This window comes from Bradyrhizobium sp. SZCCHNR1053 (genome assembly GCF_032381235.1).
In the GTDB taxonomy this organism is placed as follows: domain Bacteria; phylum Pseudomonadota; class Alphaproteobacteria; order Rhizobiales; family Xanthobacteraceae; genus Bradyrhizobium.
This window is the reverse complement of record NZ_JAUHJM010000006.1, coordinates 228,089-250,534: the sequence shown is the minus strand read 5'-3', so window position 1 is coordinate 250,534 and position 22,446 is coordinate 228,089. Positions and strand designations below refer to the sequence as shown.

General features: G+C 66.3%; 21 protein-coding genes and 1 pseudogene. 15 read left to right on the top strand and 7 right to left on the bottom strand.

The features are described from left to right. Positions 1-32 precede the first annotated feature (32 nt). From QX051_RS17355 to QX051_RS17310, 10 genes are read left to right on the top strand one after another with little or no spacing between them, the layout of a single operon-like run. Entirely contained in the window at positions 33-1,688 is a 1,656-nt protein-coding gene (locus QX051_RS17355; protein ID WP_315776955.1) for a GspE/PulE family protein, read from the top strand. Between the two features lie 8 nt (positions 1,689-1,696). Next, positions 1,697-2,908 (top strand): type II secretion system F family protein, encoded by a 1,212-nt coding sequence (locus QX051_RS17350; RefSeq protein ID WP_315739561.1) that lies wholly within the window; start codon positions 1,697-1,699, stop codon positions 2,906-2,908. A gap of 20 nt (positions 2,909-2,928) precedes the next feature. Beyond that, positions 2,929-3,405 carry a type II secretion system major pseudopilin GspG gene (gspG, locus tag QX051_RS17345; RefSeq protein ID WP_315776954.1) on the top strand — a complete coding sequence of 159 codons (477 nt, stop codon included), beginning with the start codon at positions 2,929-2,931 and terminating at the stop codon, positions 3,403-3,405. Then, entirely contained in the window at positions 3,398-3,862 is a 465-nt protein-coding gene (locus tag QX051_RS17340; protein ID WP_315776953.1) for a prepilin-type N-terminal cleavage/methylation domain-containing protein, read from the top strand. Before gspG ends, QX051_RS17340 begins: the two co-directional genes overlap by 8 nt. Next, the gene (locus QX051_RS17335; RefSeq protein ID WP_315776952.1) at positions 3,855-4,253 is read left to right on the top strand and encodes a type II secretion system protein; all 399 of its coding nucleotides are present in this window, start codon (positions 3,855-3,857) and stop codon (positions 4,251-4,253) included. Before QX051_RS17340 ends, QX051_RS17335 begins: the two co-directional genes overlap by 8 nt. After that, positions 4,253-4,972 carry a type II secretion system protein gene (locus tag QX051_RS17330; RefSeq protein ID WP_315776951.1) on the top strand — a complete coding sequence of 240 codons (720 nt, stop codon included), beginning with the start codon at positions 4,253-4,255 and terminating at the stop codon, positions 4,970-4,972. The genes QX051_RS17335 and QX051_RS17330 overlap by 1 nt, the downstream gene beginning before the upstream one ends. After that, positions 4,972-5,916 carry a type II secretion system protein GspK gene (locus QX051_RS17325; protein WP_315776950.1) on the top strand — a complete coding sequence of 315 codons (945 nt, stop codon included), beginning with the start codon at positions 4,972-4,974 and terminating at the stop codon, positions 5,914-5,916. Before QX051_RS17330 ends, QX051_RS17325 begins: the two co-directional genes overlap by 1 nt. Further along, entirely contained in the window at positions 5,913-6,989 is a 1,077-nt protein-coding gene (locus QX051_RS17320) for a PilN domain-containing protein (protein ID WP_315776949.1), read from the top strand. The genes QX051_RS17325 and QX051_RS17320 overlap by 4 nt, the downstream gene beginning before the upstream one ends. Further along, positions 6,986-7,555, top strand: a complete 570-nt coding sequence (gspM, locus tag QX051_RS17315) for a type II secretion system protein GspM (protein ID WP_315776948.1) — start codon at positions 6,986-6,988, stop codon at positions 7,553-7,555. Before QX051_RS17320 ends, gspM begins: the two co-directional genes overlap by 4 nt. Next, positions 7,555-8,178 carry a hypothetical protein gene (locus QX051_RS17310; RefSeq protein ID WP_315776946.1) on the top strand — a complete coding sequence of 208 codons (624 nt, stop codon included), beginning with the start codon at positions 7,555-7,557 and terminating at the stop codon, positions 8,176-8,178. The genes gspM and QX051_RS17310 overlap by 1 nt, the downstream gene beginning before the upstream one ends. 19 nt (positions 8,179-8,197) lie before the next feature. On the opposite strand, the gene QX051_RS17305 is transcribed toward QX051_RS17310, so the two are convergent. The 5 genes from QX051_RS17305 to QX051_RS17285 are packed head-to-tail and all read right to left on the bottom strand — an operon-like array spanning position 8,198 to position 11,842. After that, positions 8,198-8,689 carry a prepilin peptidase gene (locus QX051_RS17305; RefSeq protein ID WP_315776945.1) on the bottom strand — a complete coding sequence of 164 codons (492 nt, stop codon included), beginning with the start codon at positions 8,687-8,689 and terminating at the stop codon, positions 8,198-8,200. Between the two features lie 45 nt (positions 8,690-8,734). Continuing rightward, complete coding sequence (locus tag QX051_RS17300; RefSeq protein ID WP_315776944.1) at positions 8,735-9,355, bottom strand: HupE/UreJ family protein; 621 nt, start codon at positions 9,353-9,355, stop codon at positions 8,735-8,737. Beyond that, the gene (locus QX051_RS17295) at positions 9,352-9,963 is read right to left on the bottom strand and encodes a HupE/UreJ family protein (protein ID WP_315739574.1); all 612 of its coding nucleotides are present in this window, start codon (positions 9,961-9,963) and stop codon (positions 9,352-9,354) included. Before QX051_RS17295 ends, QX051_RS17300 begins: the two co-directional genes overlap by 4 nt. A gap of 17 nt (positions 9,964-9,980) precedes the next feature. Further along, positions 9,981-10,961, bottom strand: a complete 981-nt coding sequence (locus QX051_RS17290; protein ID WP_315739576.1) for a HupE/UreJ family protein — start codon at positions 10,959-10,961, stop codon at positions 9,981-9,983. Beyond that, positions 10,958-11,842, bottom strand: coding sequence for a peptidylprolyl isomerase (locus QX051_RS17285; RefSeq protein ID WP_315777026.1), 885 nt, complete (start codon positions 11,840-11,842; stop codon positions 10,958-10,960). Before QX051_RS17285 ends, QX051_RS17290 begins: the two co-directional genes overlap by 4 nt. A gap of 281 nt (positions 11,843-12,123) precedes the next feature. Here QX051_RS17285 and QX051_RS17280 point away from each other — a divergent pair, with 281 nt between their 5' ends. The 3 genes from QX051_RS17280 (at position 12,124) to QX051_RS17270 (ending at position 15,313) form a co-directional block, all read left to right on the top strand. Next, a complete protein-coding gene (locus QX051_RS17280; protein WP_315776943.1) occupies positions 12,124-14,148 on the top strand; it encodes a hypothetical protein in 2,025 nt (674 codons plus the stop codon). A gap of 118 nt (positions 14,149-14,266) precedes the next feature. After that, positions 14,267-14,596 carry a hypothetical protein gene (locus tag QX051_RS17275; RefSeq protein ID WP_315776942.1) on the top strand — a complete coding sequence of 110 codons (330 nt, stop codon included), beginning with the start codon at positions 14,267-14,269 and terminating at the stop codon, positions 14,594-14,596. Positions 14,597-14,725: 129 nt separating this feature from the next. Then, positions 14,726-15,313, top strand: coding sequence for a 2OG-Fe(II) oxygenase family protein (locus QX051_RS17270; RefSeq protein WP_315776940.1), 588 nt, complete (start codon positions 14,726-14,728; stop codon positions 15,311-15,313). Between the two features lie 4 nt (positions 15,314-15,317). Here QX051_RS17270 and QX051_RS17265 read toward each other — a convergent pair whose 3' ends face one another. Beyond that, positions 15,318-17,738: a spermidine synthase gene (locus QX051_RS17265; RefSeq protein ID WP_315776939.1), complete on the bottom strand. Its 2,421-nt coding sequence runs from the start codon at positions 17,736-17,738 to the stop codon at positions 15,318-15,320. Between the two features lie 556 nt (positions 17,739-18,294). Between QX051_RS17265 and QX051_RS17260 the strand changes: the two are divergent. Beyond that, a pseudogene (locus QX051_RS17260) lies at positions 18,295-18,675 on the top strand (Ku protein); the annotation flags it as partial. Between the two features lie 129 nt (positions 18,676-18,804). Here the strand turns inward: QX051_RS17260 and QX051_RS17255 are convergent. Next, complete coding sequence (locus tag QX051_RS17255) at positions 18,805-19,503, bottom strand: helix-turn-helix domain-containing protein (protein ID WP_315739582.1); 699 nt, start codon at positions 19,501-19,503, stop codon at positions 18,805-18,807. A 197-nt stretch (positions 19,504-19,700) separates the two neighbouring features. On the opposite strand from QX051_RS17255, the gene QX051_RS17250 reads away from it, so the two are divergent. Continuing rightward, a complete protein-coding gene (locus QX051_RS17250) occupies positions 19,701-22,445 on the top strand; it encodes an MFS transporter (protein ID WP_315776938.1) in 2,745 nt (914 codons plus the stop codon). Position 22,446: the final 1 nt, after the last annotated feature.

The window sequence follows — 22,446 nt, the reverse complement described above, 5'->3', positions numbered from 1 at the left end:
AGAGCCGGCACGGGCGCCACCCGGATCACGCCATGAGCGGTACACTGTCGACCCAATTCCATGCCTATCTTCGCGAGCGCCATCCCCTGGCGGCGGGCGAAGGCGGAGCCGCGGGCGAAACGCAGATCGCGCTCTGGGACAGGTTCGGCTTGACCGCCGACGTTTTCGCGGAGGAGGTTGCCGGCTTCACCGGACTGGAGCGCGTCGCGCTGCGCGAGCTGATGGCGGCACTGCCCGCGGTGAGTGAGTTCTCCGATCGCTTCCTGCGCGAAGTGCTCGGCTATCCATACAAAGACTCTGACGGCGCCGCCGTGTTCGCGATGGCCGACCCGACCGATCAGGCCGTGCGCCGGGCCGCCGAGCTGGTGCTCGGCCCGCAGACTCTTTTCAAGGTCGCCTCGCATGACGATATCGCCGTCGTCCTCGACCAACGACTTGGCGATTCCGACGAGGCCGAGATCTCGCCGGCGCAGGAGCTCCGCGACGACGACATCGAAAGCCTGCGCGATCTCGCGAGCGGCGCGCCGGTCGTCCGCGCGGTCAACGACCTGATCGAGAAGGCCGTCGAGATGCGCGCCAGCGACATCCACATCGAGCCGTTCTCGACCGGTCTCGTGGTCAGGCTGCGGGTCGACGGCCTGTTGCGTCCGATCGCGGCGCCTGCGGGCGTGCTGCCGCAGGCGGTGATCTCGCGCATCAAGATCGTCGCCGGTCTCAACATTGCCGAGCGGCGTCTGCCGCAGGACGGGGCCGCGCGCATTCGCGCCGGCCGAGCCGAGATCGACGTCCGTGTTGCGATCATGCCAACCCAGCACGGGGAATCGGCGGTGCTGCGCATCCTGCCGAAGGATCGCTCGCAGCTCGTGGCGAGCCGTCTCGGCCTCTCCACGCGCGATGACACCGCGCTCCGGCGCCTGATCACGCTGCCGCACGGCATGATCGTGATCACGGGGCCGACCGGCAGCGGCAAGACCACGACCCTGGCGACGATCCTGTCGATGCTCAACACGCCGGAGCGCAAGATCCTCACCGTCGAGGATCCGGTGGAATATGAGATCCCCGGCATCAATCAGTCGCAGATCAAGCCGGCGATCGGGCTGACATTCGCGAGCGCGCTGCGCTCCTTCGTGCGTCAGGATCCCGACGTCATCATGGTCGGCGAGGTCCGAGACAGCGAGACGGCACATGTCGCCGTCCATGCCGCGCTGACCGGCCATCTGGTGCTGACGACGCTGCACACGGAAACCGCCGCGGCGGCGGTGCCGCGCCTGCTCGACCTTGGCGTCGAAGGCTTCTTGTTGCGCTCGACCCTGCGCGCGGTGATCGCGCAGCGGCTGGTGCGCCAGCTCTGTGATCACTGCAAGACGCCGCAGCCGCTTGATGAGGAGACGTGCCGCCAGGATCCGCGCCTCGGTCATCTCGGCCTCGTGCCCGGCGACATCACCTGGCATCCGACGGGATGCGAGCGATGCGGTCAGAGCGGCTATCGCGGCCGTGTCGGCGTGTTCGAGCTGCTCGAGCTGACCAGCAGCCTGCGTGAGCTGATCGCTGACAGTGCCGACGGCCTCGCGATCGATCGGCTGGCGATCCGGGAAGGCATGACGACGATGCTCGACGACGGTGTCGCCAAGTGCCGCGCCGGCGTCACCTCGGCCTCCGAGTTGCTTCGTGTCCTCGTGGCGCGGTGAGGTGGATCGTGCCGAGCTACCGCTATCGCGCCCTGACGCAATCCGGTGAAATCGTCGTGGGATCTCTCGACGCGCCGTCGCGCGGCGAGGTCGAGCGGCGCATCTCCTATCTGCAGCTGCTGCCGATCGAAACCGTCGAGGAGACGAAGGAGCGGACGGGCGGTGCGTCCGGACTTTCCTTCGGCGCTCCGTCCGCGGCTGAGGTGACCACGTTCACGCGCGATCTGGCCCTGCTGCTCAAGGCCGGCGCGCGACTCGACGACGCGCTCGATCTGTTGTCCGGCGATTCCGACATCGGTCGCCTGCGTCCCGTGGTGGCGCGGCTGCGCGCGGCGATCATGGCCGGTGAAAGCTTCGCCGACGCGGCGGCTGCCCAGCCGCAGCTGTTCTCGCCGATGTATGTCGCGCTGATGCGCGTCGGGGAGGCGTCGGGAACGCTCGATCATGTGCTGACCGCGCTGGCCGGCGAACGCGAGCGTTCGGAGGCGACGCGCCGCAAATTGACCGACGCGATGCAGTATCCCGCCTTCGTGTTCCTCGCGGCGATCGGCGTAATGCTGTTCTTTCTCGTGGCCGTGCTGCCGAACTTCTCCGCCGTGCTGCGCGACTTCGGTGGCCGTGCCGATACCGCGCTCGGCTTCTTCATGACGATGTCGGATCTGCTGCGCGCCAATGCAGCTGCGATCACGCTCGGCTGTGCGGCGCTGCTTGCGGCAGGCTGGTGGCTGTTGCGTCAGCCCGCGGTTCGCGCCGGCCTGACCAGTGTGCTGGCGGTGACGCCCGGCATCGGCAGCCTCCTGCTGTTCTATCGAACCAGCCTGTTCTGCCGCAATCTCGGCCTGCTGCTCGGCTGCGGCGTCAATCTGAGCGCGGCACTGCGCATCCTCGTTGACGTGATGGCGGTGACGTCGTCGCGCGCGCCATGGTCGGCGGCGGCGGATCGCGTCCGTCACGGTGGCAAGCTGTCCCAGGCGCTGTCGGCCGACAACACGCTGCCGCCGATGGCGCTGCGCATGCTGCGGCTCGGCGAGGAGACCGGCCAACTGCCGACGCTGTCGACCCGGATCGCAGAGTTCTACGAAGCCAAGCTGCAACGGGGACTCGACCGTGTCGTCGGCATCGTCGGTCCCGCCGCCATTCTGCTCATCAGCGTGGTCGTCGGTGGCCTGATCGTCTCGATCATGACGGCCCTGCTTTCGGTGACGCAACTGGTCGGCTGACCGACATCAAGGAGAACGACATGAGATCGGATACGCAGATCGAGCCGGCCACGAGGGCCGGGCGCGAACACGAGCGCGGCTTCACGCTGGTCGAGATGCTGGTCGTGATCACGATCATCGGGCTGATCATGGGGCTGATCGGTCCGCGCGTTCTGAGCTATCTCAGCGAATCCAAGACCAAGGCAGCGCGGATCCAGTTGCAGAGCTTTTCGGCGGCGCTCGACCTGTTCTATCTCGATGCCGGCCGCTACCCCTCGACCTCGGAAGGCCTCGGTGCGTTGGCTCAACGGCCGGCCGGACTGAGCACCTGGAACGGTCCTTATCTCAGAGGCGGGGCCGTGCCGAAAGATCCGTGGAACACGGCCTACGTCTACCGCGCACCGGGCGATCACGGCCCGTATGACATCCTGTCCTACGGCGCCGATGGCCAGGAGGGCGGCAGCGGGACGGCGGCGGACATCGTCCTGGGAACGCAGACGAGCGCGCGCGGTGAGTGACGACGGCCAGCGCGGCTTTACGCTGCTCGAGATGGTCTGTGTGCTCGCGATCGTCGCGCTGCTGGCGTCCGTCGCGCTGCCTTACCTGCCGCGGCAGACGTCGCGGCCGCGGCTGCAGGCCTATGCGCTGCAGGCCGCGACACTCCTGAAGTCGGATCGTGCCTCGTCGATGCGGACCGGCACGCGCGTCGACACCGAGATCGACACGTCGCGCCGCCTGATCCGCTCCGGCAGCGGCGCGGCTGCGCTGAAGCTGCCCGACGATGTCGCGTTTCTGGCAACGTTGCCGCGCAGCTGCCAGCATCGGCCGGTGCTGGCGACGATCAGCTTCTTTCCTGACGGACTGTCCTGCGGAGGAGCGATCACATTGTCGCGCGCCGAATTGAGCCTGGAGATCAGGGTCAACTGGCTGACGGGGAGAATCGACATTGTCTCGCGTGCGCTCGCCAATGGTTGAGACCGCTGATCGCAGCGAAGCCGGCTTCACGCTGATCGAGGTGCTCGTCGCCCTCGCCATCGTCAGCGTGTCGATCATCGCCATCGGCGCCGTGGTGTCGCGCAACGCGGCCAGTGTTCGCAAGCTCGAGCAGCACGTCACCCTCGTCACCGACATGAGGCTGGCGCTGGCCACATTGCTGGCCGATCGCGGCCGGCTGCAGCCGGGCAGCACCGATCAGCGCTCCGGCTCCGGTGCGGTGGTGCTGCAGATCAGGCCGCTCGGCGGTGATTGGAATGAACCGGCCGGACAGACCGGGTGGATTCCGGAGGCGGTGACCTTGCGCGTCAAGACCGGCTCGGGCGCCATGGCCGATGTGCAGACGGTCCGCCTCGCGCGAGGAGCGCGCTGATGATCGTCCGATCCGATCGGCCGCAACAGCAGGGCTTCGCGCTGATCGAGGCGCTCGGCGCGCTCGCGATTGCCGGCATCGTCTTATCGGCGCTGGCCGCAGTGACGTCGCAATGGCTGCCGGCGTGGAAGCGTGGCCTGGATCGCGTGCAGCGCGCGGAGATGGTGGCCGCTGCGCTGCGGCGGGTCGGCGATGATTTCGCCGCCGCGCAGTTTGTTTCGGCCAATCGCGAGCAGAAGGGACCGCTGTTCGTGGGCAACGAGGTCTCGGCGGTGTTCGTGCGCGCCGAGTTTGGTCCGAATGCGGGACATGGCCTCGATATCGTGCGCATCGGTGAGGAAGGGAGAAGGGGCGAGCGCGCTCTGCGGCGATCGCGTGCCGCGTTCGAGCCTGTGTCGGTCGGTCAGCCAGTGACCGAGCATTTCCGTTTCGGCGATCCCGTGGTGCTGTTGTCTGCGCCGTTCCGCATGTCGTTCGCCTATGCTGACAGGACGATGGCGTGGACGACGGAGTGGCGCGATGCGACCAGGCTGCCGTCCGCCGTTCGCATGACGGTGTACGACGACAGCCGCGGCGGCGCCGCGGTTCTCGTCAGCGCTGTCCGTATTCAGGTCGATGCGCCGGGCGGCGGCTTTGCCGATTCGGGAGCGGGCGGCACCGCGAACCAGCCAGCCGCGGCCGAGCCGCCACAACCAAACAAGAGCGAGCCGATCGACTGATGCCGGCCCCTTCCGTCACCAGAGGCTCTGCCGACGGGCGCGGCGCGCAGGATGGCTTCATCCTCATTGCGGCGCTGTGGATGCTTGCGGCGCTGGCTGCCCTCGTCGTGGTCGTCTCGCAGCAACTGGGAAGCTCGGCGCGATTGCTGCGGCTCGAAGACGAAGCGGTCGAGGCCGATGCGCTGATCTCGGCGGCCATCGAACTCTCGGCCTATCGTCTGCTGCTGTCCAAGGACGAGGAGCGGCCGAGACAGGGCGGTTTCCGGCTGGCGCTTGCAGGCAACGATATTGCGGTCTCGTTCGTCAACGAAGCGGCGCGGATCGATCTCAACACCGCGTCGGAGGACATGCTCGAAAATCTCTTCGTCACGTTAGGCGTCGACCGGGACGCTGCCAAGGATCACGCCGAGCGGATGGTTGCTTGGCGCTCCAAGCCATCCGATGCAGCCAAGGTGCAGGCGGAGGAGGCGCGCTATGCGGCGGCCGGTCTCAAACGGGTCCCGCGGCTGGCGCCGTTCGCGCATGTCGGCGAGCTGTCGCTCGTCCTCGGCATTCCCGCATCGCTCGTCGATCGGGTGCTTCCGTTGGTGACCGTCTTCAACGGCTCTCCCGGAATCGATCCGACGATCGCTGCACCCGAGGTCGTTGCCGCATTGCCGGGAATGACGCCGCTGATCTTGAAGGATTTCCTCAACGCAAGGGCGTCGCTGTCACAGGATGCCGATACGCTGGCCAAGACGCTGGGCCCCGCCGCGAAGGATGCGGCCAAGGGCAAGAGCAAGGCCTATCGGCTGCGCATCGTCGTCGGTCCGGCGGGCGGGCTTCGTCATGCGGCGACGGCGGTGATCGTTCCCGGCGAAGGCGAGGAGCCTTATCGGCTGCTGGCGCGCCAGGACGAGGGGCCGCAACCGAGGGGAGCGCTTCAGGCGCGGAGGATGCCATGAAGCTGACCGAAGCGATCGAGCGCGGACTGACGGTGTGGACGGCGAGCGTCGCCGCAGCGATCGAGGCCGTAGCCGATCGGCAGCTCAGACGTCCGCGGGTCCTGATCCGCTACGATCAGCCAGAAACCGTCGTCATGACGGTGCAGGCGCCGCCGAAGGCGAAACCGACGCTGGCGCCGGCAAGGGTGAATCCGGCCGCGGGCGCAGCGCTGGCCGGGCTCTCGCCGGAGTGGCTGCGAACGCTGCGCGGCGCCGCGCTGGAGATTCATCTTGCCGCCGAGAGTGTCCTGATCCGCCCCCTCGACTATCCGAAGCAGGCCGAGCCGTTTCTCGACGGCATGATCCGGACCCAGATCGGCAGGCTGACGCCGTGGAATCTCGAACAGGTCCTCTACGGTTACAGCGCCCCACGCACTACCAACGACCGGATCGCACTGACGCTCGCGGCGACGCCGCGGGCTCTGGTCCAGCCCTTGCTCGCCTTGGCCGATCAGGTTGGCGCCGCCAAGCTCGTCATCACGACCGACGTCGGCTCAGGCTCACCCGATGCCGCCCCCATCCAGATCTTCAAGACGTCGCTGCGCTCGTCGTTCGTCGGCGGCTGCGATCTCGGGCGCGTGCTCAAGCTCGGCTGGCTGTCGGTGGCTGCGACCACTGCGATGCTGCTGATCACGACGACATTGATCGGCGGATATGTGGATGGCGAGCTCGATGACGCCCAGGCGCAGGTCGCGCGGCTTCGCGCCGCCTTGCGGCCCGCGATGGGCGCCACCGCCGCCGACGGGCTGCTCGCCAAGCGCAAGCAGACCAGCCCCGCCAGCGTCATCGTCCTCGACACGCTGTCGAAGATCCTGCCCGACGGGACTTACGTCGTCGAGATGCATATCGAGAACGATCGGCTGCAGATCTCCGGCCTGACCCAGGATGCACCCGCGCTGATCCGGCTGATCGAGCAATCGCCGCAGTTCAGCCGCGCCACCTTCTACGCGCCGACGACGCGCACCGCCGGGGAAGCGGGCGAGCGCTTCCATATCGAGGCGCGCATCAACGCCTATTTCGGAGACCGGGCATGAACTGGTCGGCATCGCTGCGCCGAATCTTCGTGAACTCGCCGGCCGCTTCTGCGATCCTCTATGCGGTGACCATCGTGGCGCTGCTCTGGCTTGGTGCTGCAGCGGTCGTCGATCTCGTCGCCAAGCGCGACCAGCTCAACGACGCCAACGCGCAGCTGTCGCAGTTTTCCGGACGCAAACGGCCGGCCAGCAGTTCGGCCGCGGGCAGCGCGACGGCTCCGGGCGGATCGGTGTTCGTCGAAGGACGAACGGTCACCATCGCGGGCGCGGCGCTGGTGCAGCGCCTCACGGAGGCGATCAGCAAGGTCGGCGGCAGCGTGCTGTCGACCCAGGTCGAGCTGCCGGCGGCACGCGCCACCACCAACGCCAACCTGATCAGCGTCGTCGCCAGCTGCGAGCTCGAACAGCCGGCGCTGCAGCAGCTGCTCTATGACCTCGAAGCCGGATTGCCGTTTCTCTTCGTCGATCAACTGCACGTGCAGCAGCCGCTGGCGGCTGCCGCCGGCGGCGTGGGGCGGCTGACGGTGCTGGTCACCGTGTCGGGCCAATGGCAAGGAAAAATGTGATGCGATCGTTCGTCGGCTCAGGTCTCGTCACCGTTGCTACCGTGTGCATTCTTATAGCTTCGCTCGGCCGGGCGTGGGGCGAGACGGCGGATGGTCTCGAGCCTGCTTCGCCTGTCCAGGCCGCGCCATTCGATTCCAACCGGCCGGCCGCTGCTGCCAGCGTGCAAGTCCCGGCTGGCACGAGCGCCAATCCGCTGTGGGACGTTCCCATCAGCGCTCTCTCGGCGACGCGCGATCGTCCGATCTTCTCGGCCTCGCGCCGGCCGCCGCCGGTTGCCGCACCCGTCATGGTGATGCGCGCGCCGCCGCCTCCGCCGCCGAGAGAGCCGGAACGACCAAACCTGCAACTCGTGGGCACGGTCATCGGGGATGAGGAGAGCTTCGGCATCTTCGTCGATGCCTCGTCGCAGGCATCGCTGCGCTTGCGGGTCGGCGCCTCGCATGAGGGATGGGTGCTGCAGTCGCTGCGACCGCGCGAGGCCTCGCTGCTGAAGGCACCGGAGACAGTCACCTTGCAGATGCCGCAGCTCGGCACAGCCGGCAGCGGCGACGTGCAAGCGGGACCGATGACCCCGCCCGTGCCGCCGGGCGGACGCGAGCGGGTGGCGCGGCGGGCGCGCTGAGTTCACCGGCTCACCGCAGTCAAAAGGTCACGAGCAATTCGCTCCCGGTGGCCTGCAGGGCGAGCACGGCGAGCAGGCCGAGGACGAGGAACGGGCCGAACGGTAGCGCCGTCTGAGCTGTCAGCCGGCGGCCCGTGACGGAGAGCGCGAGCGCCGCGGCGAGTGCCGTGGTCGTGGCAATGAGCAGCAGGATCGGCAGACTCGGCAGGCCGCCCCAGAACGTTGCCGCCATGAGAAACTTGACGTCGCCGAGGCCCAGTCCCTGGCGGCCACGGGCCACCGCGTAGAGGTGGCGCAGCAGCAGCAGCGCCACACCGACGGCAACGGCTCCGGCGACATTCCAGAGCGCCTCGGGCAGATCGTCGAGCGTCGCGGTTCTTAGAAGGCCGCTGGCGGCGACCAGCGCATTCATCCAGTCCGGCAGTAGGCCGCTGCGCAGATCCGTCCAGATCAGGCCGGCGCAGGTCAGGAGCAGCACGAGGATGGAGAGGATGTTGATGGCGTTCGTCACGCGATGTGGGGACTAGCGGTGTCAGATCGCCTGAGCATAGGCGGCTCAGGATGCGAGCGATAGTCCCGCCATCATCAGGCCAATCGCGGCGACCCAGCCGCCGACCGCGCGCACGGCGATCCCGTGCCAGCTCGACAGCGGCTCGGTGTCGGGACGCCTGAAGCTGAGCGCGAGCGCCATCACGAGGGTGATGGTGGCGTAGCCCGCACCGGCGAGCCCGGCGGCGTAGAGGAGGCGGTCGGTCTGCGGCCCGAGCTCGCCGGCATTGGCGGCACCGCGCATCACACCGAGCACGAATGCAACCACGCTCAGTAGTACCACAGGAATGCGCAAGGCCGTCGCGAGCAGCAGCCCGAGAATGAGAATGGTCGCGGCATCGACGAACGGGGACACTGCCGTCACGCCCGAGCCGGCGGCGAGCGCAAGCCCCGCGCACAGGCCGACCGGAAACACCACGACCAGCCATCGTCCGCTCGCCGCGCCGAGCGAGCCGGCCAGCAATCCGAGCGCGACCCAGACCACGACGTCCTGCAGGGTGAGCAGCGGATGCAGGGCACCGGCGTAGAAGTCGCCGAGCCGGGCCGATACGATGTGGGCATCGGCGATCTGCGCTTGCGTCAGCAGCAGCACGGATGCGAGCAGCGCAGTCCGGCGGAACGTGCTCATGCCGCGACTCCCAGGCTGGCGACCAGGAAGTAGCCGCCGAGCGCGGCGATGGCTGCCCCGACGCCCTGGATGATCCGCTCTCCGCCCGGCCAGCGCGCGAGCGCGCCGATGGTGATGCCGCAGGCGTGGAGAAGCCCGGTCGCGACCACGAAGCCGCAGCCATAGGCCAGCGGATTCGCCGCCGTCGGAAGCTCGACGCCATGCGCGTGGCCATGAAAGATGGCGAAGATCGCAACGATGACGGCCGCAACCGCGAACGGGACACGGATGCGCAGCGCGACCGCAAGCCCGAGGACCAGCGCCGAGAGCGCGATGATGAGCTCCGGGACGGGCAGCCCGATCTTGAGGATTCCCAGGACGGCACCGAACGCCATCACCAGCGGGAAGACGACCGGCAGGATCCAGATCGCAGCGCCGCCGAGCTGCGCGCCCCAGATGCCGACTGCAACCATCGCGACCAGGTGATCCAGCCCCGTCAAGGGATGCAGCAGGCCGCTGGCTAGCCCGCCGCCGACGCCCGTCTGCTCGTGGGCAAGGCTCGGATCCGCCGACAGCAGCGAGAGCAGCGCCGCACCCAACATGGTGTGCAGGAGTTTGCGCGCGATCATGTTCGTCCCATTCGTCATCATGCGGCCGCCAGAACCCGCACCAGACGGCCCAGGAACCAGAACATCGACACTGAGCCGATCGCATAGGCCGGCAGCTCGGCGCCCCATCGCGGCAGCGCCGCGCCGAGGCGGCGATGCGCCCAGATCAGCGCCAGCACCAGCAGCACGAACAGGATCTGTCCGATCTCGACGCCGACATTAAAGAAGAGCAGCGCCGCAGGCAGGATCCGCCGCTCGAGCCCGAGCCCGGCCAGCGCGCTGGCGAAGCCGATGCCGTGCACGAGACCGAAGCTGAAGGCGACGGCCCATGGATAGCGGGCGGTCAGCCCGGTCTCGCCGCGCTGCTGTTTGACGATCTCGACGCCGACGAACACGATGCTGAGCGCGATGCAGGCATTGAGCGGCCCCTCGGCAACGCCGATCCATCCGAACGCCGTTGCGGCGAGCGAGGCGCTGTGGCCGATCGTGAAGGCCGTGATCGTCTTGAGCAGGCGCCAGCCGCCCTGGACGATCCAGATCAGCCCGAGCACGAACAGCAGGTGATCGGCGCCGAGCAGGATGTGGTCGATGCCGAGATTGACATAGGTCTTCGCAAGCTCGAGCCAGGTCTCGAGCGTCGGCGCGTCGGTGCCGAGCACCGTCACGACCGGATTGGCCGCCGAGATCGTGTAGCTGCGCGTCTCTCCAGCCAGGGACGTCACACGGATGATGGCTGCCGACATGTCCTCGCCGAGATTGGCGATCGTCATCTGTCCGACGAGGCCCTTGTCGCCGCAATTCAGCTCCGGCAGGCGCAGGTAGCAATGCGGGGGCATCTTGAGATCGATGCGGTTGACGCCATCCTTCGGCAAGGTCGTCCATCGCCCGATATAGACGCCGGAGCGCATCTCGCGAAACTCGAGCACGGCGATCGTCGCCTGATGCGCAGCCGCCGGCCGCCCAGGCAGCAGCGCCGCGAGCGCGAGCACGATGGCGAGCAGGGCGCGCGCGCCGGTCACGGCTCGTACCTGATCGTGTAGTTGGCCTTGAGCCGGCTCACCGCCTCCCAGGCCCGCTTCCGCGTCTCTTCGGTGTGCCAGATCTTGGCCGCCTCGGCGCGAATGTCCTCGAGTTTTGCCGGAGCGCCCGGCGTCCGGGCGTCGAGACGAACCACGTGCCACCCGTCCTTCGACTGCAGCAAGGTCCATTCCTGGAGGGGCGCCTTGAGCAGGCCGTCGCTGAAGCCGTCGCCGAAGCCGGCGGCCAGGCTCGGCACCGGTCGGTCGAGAACCGCGCGCGTCTGATCGCGCAGCTCCTCGGATTCGCGCTGCTCGCGAATGTCGTCCAGGTAGCGCCGCGCCGTCGCTTCGTCGCTGGGTGGCGTCATGAGGAAGCTCACACGCTCGGGCTCGTCGAACCGGGCATGATTGTCGGCGAACCAGGCGCGCAACTGCTCCTCGCTCGGCTGTGGCACGCGCACCTGATCGAAGATCAGATATTGCAGCTTGAACGCGACACGGTCGCGGATCATCTCGTCGCCGCGGTCGACGCCGAGCGTCTTGCCTTCGCGATAGAGGATTTCGCTGGCGACCCAGGCCTCGACCATCTTCTGCAGCTCGGCCTCGCTCGGGGTCCGCTGCTTGTCCTCGTCGAACGTGTCGATGAAGGACTGGCGCAGTGCCTTGGTCACGGTGATGACCTTCTCGTCCTTCGCCGGCGGGTGGATGATGGCATCGGCCGCAAAGATCAGGCCACCGAGAACAAGGAAGTGCAGGAGTGGCTCCCTGCTGAGCCCGCGCAGGGCGGTCACGGATGATGATCGCGCAGGGGAAGAGCTGTTGCCATCTTGCTGATTGGAGCGTGCAGAGGCGCTCTCGAAGGTCTGCGCCGCATTCGACATGGCAGGGGCTGACATACGTTCTTTACAACTCGGACCGCGCTCGTTGCGCGGCGCGTATATGCAACGGCACACTTGCCGTTGTCACCGGGCAAACGTCGGTGTCACAAAAATTTCGCAACGACTGCGGACCGCGAATGTTCGTTGGGAAGGCACCGGCAAAAATAAATCCTTCAACAAACTGTCTCCGAGTTTTGGTTTGTTCGCGCCGCGAATGACAACGGCGCATCGGTCGCGTTGTCATCCGGTTTGGAGATCGATCGAATTCTTTAGGGGCGACGATAATGGTTCCATCTGCCAAGAAAATCCTGCTGACAGCGGCCTCGGTCTCGCTGGCTCTGTCGCAGAGCGCCGACGCTGGGGAGCGTTGGGGGGAAGCGAGCAAGAACAATCCGTATGTCGCCGGCGACATGCACAACCACAACACCTGCACCGACGGTTCGGTCGCAGCCGGCTATGCGATCGACCGCTCGGTCGGCAAGGGCACCGCGGCTGCTGGCGGCACCAATTTCGATCTCGACTGGTTCACGCTCGGCAACCACGGCGGTTCGGGCAATCGTGATTGCCGCTTCAGCGATGCGAGCGCCAACATCCCCGGCGACAACACGACGACGTATTGGAGCCAGACGCTCGGCAAGACCATCGACGGCATCACGATCACCAGCCTGAAGGGTACGCCCAACGGCACCGGCACCAGCGCCAAGATGTGGCGCTGGCAGTCGATCAAGGAGATCGAGTATCCGACCATCGTCAATCGCACCGCGACCTACAACAAGGTGCTGGTCGAGGGCCTGGAGTGGATCCTGCCCGGCCACGAGCATGGCGACGTCGCGGTGATCGCCGGCCAGAACCCGCGGGGCTACGGCAATGCGGACAAGATGGCCGAGTTCGAATATCGCTTCGACCGCGGGGACACTGACGCGATCGGTCCGGTCGATGCCAGCAACAACCCGGTCTGGGCCGGGAAGGACAATGTCAACAATTCCGGCACGGCCGGCCACCAGAAGGCAGTCGCCGGCATCGCCTGGCTGCAGGCGAACCACCCGCTGCAATCCTATGTGGTGCCGACCCATACCGAGCGGCAGGGACCGTTCAACCCGAACGGCTCGGCCGGCTACAACATCGAGCACTTCCGTGACTTCAACAATGCCGGCCCGACGGTCGCGTTCGGCATCGAGGCCCCGGGTCACATGGCCGAGGGCGGCCTGAACGGCGGCTCGGGCTCCTATGGCTCAGGCGCAGTCGGCGGCGGCACCTACGGCATGCAGGGCGTCTACACCGCCAAGGTCGGCGGGCTGTGGGATGGTCTGCTCGGCGAAGGCCGCAACTTCTTCCTGTTCCAGAGCTCGGACTGGCACAGCCGCGGCGTCTATGGCGCGCGCGATCCCAGCACGACGGCGGACTTCATCCCCGGCGAGTACACCAGGCTCTACGTGCCGAACGAGCGGCGTTTCTCCCAGCAGTCCATTATCGACGGCATGCGTTCGGGCAACTCCTATTCGGTCAACGCCCACATCATCGACTCCGACATGGAGTTCCGTGCGAAGGGTGAGTGGGACGACGACTGGAAGACGATGGGCGAGACGCTGGTCGTGCGTCCCGGCGAGAAGGTCACGCTCGAGATGGAGATGACCGTTCCGGCGTCGAACAACAGTCCGTACAGCTTCAACAATCCGCTGCTGCTGCCGGTCGGCATCAAGCAGCCGTTGAACAAGCCCTATCTCGACCACGTCGATCTGATTACCGGCGACATCACCGGTCCGATCGCGCCGGGCGCCCCGGGCTATGCGGTGGCCAATGCCAAGGGTGTCGATGGTGCGGCCATCGTCTACAACCCGTCGGCCAAGATCGCGAAGCAGATCCAGGCGACCAAGATGCGGAGCCGCAAGCTGCGCGACGGTTCGACCCGCCTCAGCTTCACGACCACCTTCATCGCCGGCCAGACACCGTTCTACATCCGCGCCCGCGGCACCAACATTCCGCCGGCCACGCCGAACGTGTCCGATAGCGCCGGCAATCCGCTGCTCGACGCCAGCAACGCCACCGTCAGTTGCACGGATCCGGCATGTCCGTCGCACCTCGGCACGGTCGGCGGCGTGAAGAAGGTGACCAACGACGTGCAGGCCTGGTCGAACGTCTGGTTCTATGCGAACCCGATCTTCGTCCGTCCGTACGATGCGCCCAAGCTGCTGGTGGAGAAGAACAAGGAGCTGGCGCGAAAGCTGGCTCACGACCATCACCACTGGCACGACTGGGATCATTGGGGCCACTGGGGCCACTGGGGTCGCTGGGCCTTCAACCGCGACTGATTGATCGGCATCGATCCGGCGGGACGATACCGCCCCGTCGGATCCTGCTCGCTCCGAGCGCCGGTTTGCGAACCGGTGCTTCGTCTTTGAAACCTGTGCTCTGGGGTTCGCCGACGTGATGCCTCGCTTGTTCGCCGTGATTCTCGCCGTTCTTGCCCTCACGACCGTCGTCGCATCGGCGCATGACGAGGAGCCGACGCAGGAGGCCTGCGACGCCGCGGTGGCCGAGGCACGTGCGCAGGCGGCGACCTTGCCGGCGGACGACGTCTCGCGCTATTTCGCCGAGCGGGACATTCAGCAGGCGCTGGTCGAGGCCGGCAATGGCGAGTTCGATGATTGTGTCGAGAAGGCCGAGCGGGCCGTGCTGGAAGTGCGCGACCGGCCCCACAGCCTGAAGCCCGGCGAGCGGCTCAACATTCTTCGGGCCGACGAAATGCCGACGCGCTGACGGGCGCGCGCCGCGTCTCCACTCTCGTCATCCGGCTGTCATGCAAGTCGGCAATTTGTCGGTCCTGTTGCGGCGCGTGCAAGGCCTTGAGACATGGACCAGATCGAAGCTCTTTTCCCGATACCGTTGTTGCGTTCGCCCGGGCTCTTGAGCGCCGAGCTCAAGGACGCGGCGGTGGCAGCCATCCGCAATTCGAAGATCGAGAACAATCTGCGGTCCGGACAGCTGTTCCACACCGAGGTCGCCGATCCCCGCGCCAACAATCTGTTTCAGACCATCGCCGAACTCGCCGTGCCCAAGCTGGTCGATTTCGGCGAGCTGCTGTTCGGCGAGAAGCTGCGCTGGACGGTCAAGGAGATGTGGACGAACATGCTGGAGACCGGCGGCAACCAGACCCTGCACGCCCACGCCAACAGCTTCATCTCGGGCATCTTCTATCTGACGCCGTCGCATCCCGGCAGCCGCACCGTGTTCGTGCGGCCGCCCGGTGGCAGCGATTTCTCGTTCCGCCATCACACGCGCAGCGCCGCAGTCGGCCCGTTCAATGCCGGCAAATACGTGCTGCCCGAGGCGGAGCCGGGCGATCTCGTGCTGTTCCCGAGCTATCTCTATCACGAGGTGCCGCGCAATCAGGGCGATCAGCGCATCACGATCGCCTTCAACGCGATTCCTGATCATCTGGACTGCTGGGGCTACCGCGTCAGCTTCTCGTCCTGACGCGCTACCGTTCGAACTCGCGCGACAGCAGATCGCGCGCGTCGCGTCGCGACGGCGCGGCGGCGTCGATCGCCCGAAGCAGGCGTTCAGCAGCCGCGCGATCCGATGCAAGCAGCGCTTTTGCCATGCTCATCAGCGGCGCATAGGCCGGCTCGAACTCGGCGCTGGCGCGAACGGAATCGAGGAGACCGGGTGCGGCGGCTGCGATGAGCGCCGGCCCGCGCGGTTCGCCGGTCAGCGCGGCGCCGGCCTGGATGAATCGGTTGCGGGCCCGCCAATAGGCGCCGAGCCGTTCCTCCCACATTCCGCGTTTCGAGTCTTCCAGCAAATCGACCGCGTCGGTCTTTGTCTGGCTGAGGACCGTCAGCAGCAATTGCCATGGGGCCGCGGAGAGAGCGTGGACATTGCTGCGCGCGTCGAACGTGACGAACGGGAAATCGTCGGTGTTGCGCGGTCCCGGACCGGCGAAGCTCGCGAGCGCTTTCGCGCCGGCGACATACTGGCCCAGAAGATCGATCGGCTGATCGAAGCCGAGAGGTTGAATGACCGGGTGAAGCTTCCGGTCGGAGAACCGTGCGGCGACGAACTCGGGGTCGATCGGGCTCGGGGCGCCTGATCCGATCAGAGCCAGCATCGGCGTGCGCACGCTGTAATGGTTCAGCCAGGCGGACCCTTGTGGGAAGACTGCGAGAAAGCTTCTGACGATCGCGCGCAGCGACGGCGTATCGAGCTGATAGAGCGGCAGCCACTGGCAGAACACGCCCTCGGTCGCCAGTCGCCGCTTGACGGCCGCGAAATGTTCGACCGTGTACAGCGCGCCGCTGCCATCGAGCGCCGGGTGGAACAGGTCCGCCACGATCACGTCGTAGCGTCCGTCATCGGCGATGATGAAGCGCCGGGCATCGGCAACGGAGATCGGCGGCCTTTCCTTCTCGGCCGCGGGGTTGTCGAACCAGGGCAGCAGCGCGACGACCTCGGAGGACAGCTCGACCGCGCGCACGTCGAGGCCCGGCATCTGCGCCGCGCCGAGCACGGTCGCGCCGGTGCCTACACCGAGGAAGAGGGCGCTGCGCGGCGCTGGATGCAAGAGCAGCGGCAGCATGGCCTGGCGGAAATCGGATCGCACCGAACTGGTGCCGCCCATGCGGAAGTGGCCGTTCACCTCGAGATAGCGTGCTCCTGAGGCGTCGTCGACGACGCTCGCGGTCGCCATCGGTCCCTCGCGCACGGCCAGAAGCTTGCCGCCCGGCGGGACCTTGATGAGCAGGGGGGCGGGAAGCCACAACAGCGCGAGTGCAAGTAGAGCGGGCGCCGCCGCCCAGCGCAGCGCAGCGCGTTGGGGCTGCAGCAGCAGAAGATATCCGACGGCAACGAGGACCAATGCTCTCCAAGTGCCGAAAGCGGGAATCAGCAGCTGTGCCGCGGTCAGCGGCGCAACGGCTGCGCCGAGGCTGTTGATGCCGACGGCCCAGCCGACTGATCCCCTGACGTTGCGGACATCCTGCATGAGCTGGCCGAACAAGGCGCCCATCGCCATCGCGGGTAACAGGAACAGCGTCAGCGCGAGTCCGAGCTCGCCGGCGACACCGAGGCTCGCCGCGCTGTCAGCGACGCCGCCAAGCAAGGGCGTCATGAGCGCCGTGCCGAGGCAGACGAGCGCGGTGCTGCTGATCAAGGCGGTTTTGCCGAGCGCAACCCTCGGCCCGACGCGCTGCCAGATCATGCCGCCCATCGCGGTGCCCAGCAGGTAGGCTGCCAGCAGACAGGCGAAGCTATAGACCGTGTCCTGCATCATCTGCGCGGCCAGGCGCACGACCAGCACTTCGAACGCGATGCCGAGCAGGCCGGTGACGAACAGCGTTCCTGTCAGGCGGAGGTCGGCGACAGCAGGCTCGCGATCATCGCCCGCCCGAGGGTCGACTTGCACGGCTCCGCCGAGGCGGAGCGCTGCCAACGCGCAGGCTGCGTTGACGGCTGCCAGGCAAAGCAGCGTCGTCGACAATCCAAGCGCGGGGATCAGCACGAAGGTGGACAGCAGCGTGCCAGCGACGGCGCCGGCCGTGTTCGCGCCGTAGACGCCGGCGCTGACGGGCTGCGGGCCGCGCGCCGCGGACATCATGCGTTCCAGCGCGGTCAGCGTCCCGCCCATCGCAACCGTCGCCGGCAACAGCACCAGCGTCGGCAGCAGGAAGCTCGCGCTCCATAACAAGGCGGGGGAGGGCGCCGTGCCGAGCAGCGGCGCGAGGGCGTGCGCGCACGCGGGAAGCAGCCAGATCGCACACAGCCCCCACAGGCCGATGACCGTTTCGAGAACGGCATACACCCGGTGCGGATTGGCGGCGCGGCGGATCCTGCCATCGAGGAAGAAGGCGCCCACCGCCAGTCCGGCGAAAAATCCTGCGATGGCGCCGAGCACGGCCATCATTTCCGTGCCCAGGGCGAGGGCGAGCTGACGCGTCCAGACGATCTCATAGCCCAGCCCGGCGAGGCCGGATGCAGCAATCAGCAGCCTCAGCGCCCTCAGCCGAGCCGTGCTCCGGCAGGCGACGGGACCGACGCCGAGAGACCCGACGCCTTGCTTCTCCGCGATCAGATCATTGTCGCACGGGCCTGCATGGCCTGCTTCGGTCAAGATTCGGTACCCGCAATTCCTGCGATCGGTCTTCGGATGCAGCGCGCCGTGCGGGCGCAGCTCCGAGCACTGGATCAAGCTCGGCTGCCCCGGCCGCCAAGGTCGGGATCGTTTCCTTGTGTTCGCGTTACGTGACGGTGGTTTGACAGAAGCTGCGGGAGCAGCCGTTCGGCGCAGACGGTTGTATCGCATGAGGCCCGTCAGGGAACGATGACCAGACCCATCATCGGCACCACGGAGAAGCGCCAAAGCGTTGATTTAATTATTTTATCTGAGATATCAGCCATTTAGAAGCGTACCAAAGCCGCCCGTCGGAACCCGGCGCCGCCATTCGTCTTGAGTCCGGACCATTTCAACCGGAGTTCCGCGTACATGGCCCCCCGCCAATTGGAAAGGCTTCCTGCGCCTGTCGCTCGTTACGTGCCCGGTGGCCCTCTACCCGGCCACCTCCGAGTCCGAGAAGATCAGCTTCAATCAGCTGAACCGGACAACTGGCCACCGGATCAAGTACGTCAAGGTCGACGCCGATACGGGCGAAGAGGTCCCCCACGAAGACATCGTCAAGGGCTATGAGCTCGAGAAGGGCCAGTACATCGAGGTCTCGAAGGAGGAGCTCGAGGAGATCGCCCTGGAGTCCACGCGTACGATCGAGATCGACGAGTTCGTGGACAAGGCTCAGCGTCGCCCGCGATCACGGCTTTGCCGGCCGCACTTTCCAGGGCCGATCGGATTCGGGGCGTCTCAGCGTCTGTCACGCGGAGTGGGTGTGCGGCGGAGAAGAACTATATCGACGCTCCGTTTCCGTACTCTGCTGATTTGCCGTTCCCAACAGAGGGGCAGGACCGAACGCCAAAGAAGCCTACGAGCCGGGATCGTCGATCAGGGGCTTTGGCCGGGCAAACAGCTCCAACCGCTCCTTGTGGTCGATGACGATCTCTCGTCCGCGGACGCGAATCCCATGGCTCGTAAGTTGGGCAAGACTGCGTGACAGGTTTTCGCGCGTCGTGCCGATGTGGGAGGCCAGCGTGCCGCGGTCGAATGGGATGACGATATTCGCATGCCCCGGTTCGCGCTGGGCTTCGGCGAGGATCCAGTTGGCGAGACGCTCGATGCTCGACCGGGCCAGGGTGCCCTTCAGTTTCTTGACAGAAGCGCGATAGGCATACGCCAGCTCCTGAGCAACAATCCGTGCGAATGCGATGTCTTCGTCGAAGAGTGCCCTTACATCGCGGGCGGGGATCAGCAGCACCCGCGACTCCGTCAGCGTGCGGGCTGAATTGAGATACGCCTGATCGACCACGACTGCAGCAAGTATGAAGGTCGACACGGGACGAAGCAGTGAGATGCCCCACTCGGCCTCGTCCTGCTCGGTGTAGATTTCCACCAACCCGCCAATCAGCACATGCAGGAAGTCGGCCTGATCTCCCTCGCGAGCCAACCGCACCCCGGCCGGAAATTGCTGCAGCAGAGCCGCGCCGAGCAACCGCTTCAGGTTCTCCTCGCTGAGGTCCGCAAACAGCGGCAGCGTCTTCAACTGGGCGAGTTCGTCGGGGCGCAAGCGAAGCTCCAGGAGTCACTCACCCGCTATCGCGCCGAACCGTGACAAAAGTCAATTGCATACGTGCAGTCTGACAATCCGATCTGAGACATTTGGCAGATTGTGGCCGACCGGACCGTCCGGTTGATGCATCGCAAAACCTTTCCCTGGTGCCCCGAATAACTGCTGTGGCGTCGAAGCCATACGTCGAGGCCACCATGGACGCCGCAGATTTCAGCCCTGAGCACCGAACGCGAGCACTCTGGCTCTCAACAATCTCGTTCACGATCTGCTTTGCGGTGTGGACGATCTTCTCGATCATCGGCATCCGGATCAAGCAAGAGCTGGATCTGAACGAAACCGAGTTCGGTCTCCTGATCGGCACCCCGATCCTGAGCGGCTCGCTGATCCGGCTGATACTGGGCATCTGGACCGATCAGTATGGCGGGCGCCGCGTCTACACCGTCGTGATGCTCGCCGCGGCGGTCGCGACCTATCTCCTGACCTGGGCGCATACCTATCCGCAATTTCTCGTCGCCGCGCTCTTTGTCGGAATCGCCGGTGGTTCGTTCGCGGTCGGCGTCGCCTATGTGTCGCGGTTCTATCCGACGGCCAAGCAGGGCACTGCGCTTGGAATCTTCGGCGCCGGCAATGTGGGCGCCGCCGTCACCAAGTTCGTCGCGCCGTTCGTGCTGGTCGCCTATGGCTGGCAGACCGTGGCCCAGATATGGGCGCTCGCGATCGGCGTCATGGCGATCGTCTTCTGGCTGTTCTCCGAGGAGGACCCGGTGGTCCGCTCGCGAAGGCAGCGCAAGCAGAAGGCCGGCAGCGCCTGGCTCGAGCTCGCGCCGCTCAAGAACATCCAGGTCTGGCGCTTTGCGCTGTATTACTTCTTCGTTTTCGGCGCCTTCGTCGCGCTGTCGCTGTGGCTGCCGCAATACCTGATCAAGGTCTACGGTGTCGGAATCCAATCGGCCGGCATGATGGCCGCCATGTTCTCGTTTCCGGCCAGCGTGTTTCGCGCCTACGGCGGACACTTGTCCGATCGCTTCGGTGCCCGTCGCGTGATGTACTGGACATTTCTGGTCGGTGTCGCCGCGACCTTCCTGTTGTCCTACCCGCCGACGGACTACGTCGTGACGACCGTCAACGGAAAGGTCGGCTTTCATCTGGAGATGGGACTCGTCCCGTTCGTCGTCATCGTCTTCGTGCTCGGCTTCTTCATGGCGCTCGGCAAGGCCGCCGTCTACAAGCACATCCCCGTCTACTATCCGAACAATGTCGGAGCCGTCGGCGGCCTGGTCGGCATGATCGGCGGGCTCGGCGGATTCGTGCTCCCGATCGCGTTCGGCGCGCTGGTCGATCTCACCGGTCTGCGAACCAGCTGCTTCATGCTGCTCTTCCTGCTCGTCGGGGTCGCGCTGGTCTGGATGCATCTCTCGATCCGGCAGATGGAGCGCGGCGTTGCCGGCGAGGCGCTGAAGAGGCTGCCGGAGCTGCCGGAAATGGAGGAGATCCACCGGCCCGAGCACATCGGAGCCCTGTCCGGCGCGGTTCTCACCGACTGGCGGCCTGAGGACGACACGTTCTGGAGGGAGCAGGGCCGAGCCATCGCGCGACGCAATCTCTGGATATCCATTCCGGCGCTGCTGTTATCCTTCGCGGTCTGGCAGGTCTGGTCTGTCGTGGTTGCGAAGCTGCCTTCGGTCGGCTTCAAGTTCACGACCGATGAGCTGTTCTGGCTGGCTTCGCTGCCTGGGATCTCCGGTGCAGTTCTGCGCATCTTCTACTCCTTCATGGTGCCGATCTTCGGCGGCCGGCTGTGGACCACGCTGGCCACGTGGTCGCTGCTGATACCCGCGATCGGAATCGGCTATGCGGTGCAGAATCCCGCAACGCCCTATCCGGTGTTCCTGATATTGGCTCTGTTGTGCGGCTTTGGCGGCGGCAATTTCGCCTCGTCGATGGCCAACATCTCCTTCTTCTTTCCCCGCGCCGAGAAGGGCAACGCGCTCGCGCTCAATGCCGGCCTCGGCAATCTCGGCGTCAGCGTGGTCCAGTTCGTGGTGCCGATCGTCATCACGGTCGGCGTGTTCGGCTGGTTCGGCGGAGATCCGGCGATGGCGACGAGCGGGTCGCAGCCGATGCCGATCTGGCTTCAGAACGCCGGCTTCGTCTGGGTGCCGTTCATCGTCGCCAGTGCTTTCGCCGCCTGGTTCGGGATGAACGACATCGCCTCCGCGAAAGCGTCCTTCGCCGATCAGGCCGTCATCTTCCAGCGGCGGCACAACTGGATCATGTGCTGGCTCTACACCGGCACGTTCGGCTCGTTCATCGGCTATTCCGCGGGCTTCCCGCTGCTGGCGAAGACCCAGTTCCCGGCCGTCGACGCGTTGCAGTTCGCATTCCTCGGGCCGCTGGTGGGTGCCTTGTCGCGGTCCGCGACGGGCTGGATGGCCGACAAATGGGGCGGCGGGCGCGTGACCGTCGGGGTGTTCCTGCTGATGATGGCCGGCGTGCTCGGGGTGCTCTACTTCCTCGGCATCAAGGATCAGCCCGGTGCATTCTGGGGCTTCTTCGCGATGTTCCTGCTGCTGTTCTTCGCGACCGGCGTCGGCAATGCATCGACCTTCCAGATGATCCCCAACATCATGCGCCAGGAAATGACCCGGCTCATGCCGACCGCGGACGCGGAGACTCGGCTGCGCCAGGCCGAGAAGGAATCCGCCGCCATCACCGGCTTCACCTCCGCGATTGCCGCCTTCGGCGCATTCTTCATTCCCAAATCCTACGGCACCTCGATCGACCTCACCGGCGGCGTGCAGGCCGCCCTATGGGGCTTCTTCGGCTTCTACGTCACCTGCGTGCTGATCACCTGGGCCGTCTACACCCGCAAGGGCGGCGTCCTGCACGACGTCGAACGGCGCCGGGCGATCGCGGCCGCTGCCCAACCCGCTGAATGAG

What these genes read in the sequence shown, in the direction of transcription:
- QX051_RS17320 (WP_315776949.1), top strand. Translation starts at nt 5,913, where the DNA reads ATGAAGCTGACCGAAGCGATCGAGCGCGGACTGACGGTGTGGACGGCG.
- QX051_RS17285 (WP_315777026.1), bottom strand. Translation starts at nt 11,842, where the DNA reads ATGTCGAATGCGGCGCAGACCTTCGAGAGCGCCTCTGCACGCTCCAAT.
- QX051_RS17325 (WP_315776950.1), top strand. Translation starts at nt 4,972, where the DNA reads ATGCCGGCCCCTTCCGTCACCAGAGGCTCTGCCGACGGGCGCGGCGCG.
- gspG (WP_315776954.1), top strand. Translation starts at nt 2,929, where the DNA reads ATGAGATCGGATACGCAGATCGAGCCGGCCACGAGGGCCGGGCGCGAA.
- QX051_RS17275 (WP_315776942.1), top strand. Translation starts at nt 14,267, where the DNA reads ATGCCTCGCTTGTTCGCCGTGATTCTCGCCGTTCTTGCCCTCACGACC.
- QX051_RS17295 (WP_315739574.1), bottom strand. Translation starts at nt 9,963, where the DNA reads ATGATCGCGCGCAAACTCCTGCACACCATGTTGGGTGCGGCGCTGCTC.
- gspM (WP_315776948.1), top strand. Translation starts at nt 6,986, where the DNA reads ATGAACTGGTCGGCATCGCTGCGCCGAATCTTCGTGAACTCGCCGGCC.
- QX051_RS17330 (WP_315776951.1), top strand. Translation starts at nt 4,253, where the DNA reads ATGATCGTCCGATCCGATCGGCCGCAACAGCAGGGCTTCGCGCTGATC.
- QX051_RS17310 (WP_315776946.1), top strand. Translation starts at nt 7,555, where the DNA reads ATGCGATCGTTCGTCGGCTCAGGTCTCGTCACCGTTGCTACCGTGTGC.
- QX051_RS17280 (WP_315776943.1), top strand. Translation starts at nt 12,124, where the DNA reads ATGGTTCCATCTGCCAAGAAAATCCTGCTGACAGCGGCCTCGGTCTCG.
- QX051_RS17355 (WP_315776955.1), top strand. Translation starts at nt 33, where the DNA reads ATGAGCGGTACACTGTCGACCCAATTCCATGCCTATCTTCGCGAGCGC.
- QX051_RS17265 (WP_315776939.1), bottom strand. Translation starts at nt 17,738, where the DNA reads ATGATGGCCGTGCTCGGCGCCATCGCAGGATTTTTCGCCGGACTGGCG.
- QX051_RS17250 (WP_315776938.1), top strand. Translation starts at nt 19,701, where the DNA reads ATGGACGCCGCAGATTTCAGCCCTGAGCACCGAACGCGAGCACTCTGG.
- QX051_RS17335 (WP_315776952.1), top strand. Translation starts at nt 3,855, where the DNA reads ATGGTTGAGACCGCTGATCGCAGCGAAGCCGGCTTCACGCTGATCGAG.
- QX051_RS17300 (WP_315776944.1), bottom strand. Translation starts at nt 9,355, where the DNA reads ATGAGCACGTTCCGCCGGACTGCGCTGCTCGCATCCGTGCTGCTGCTG.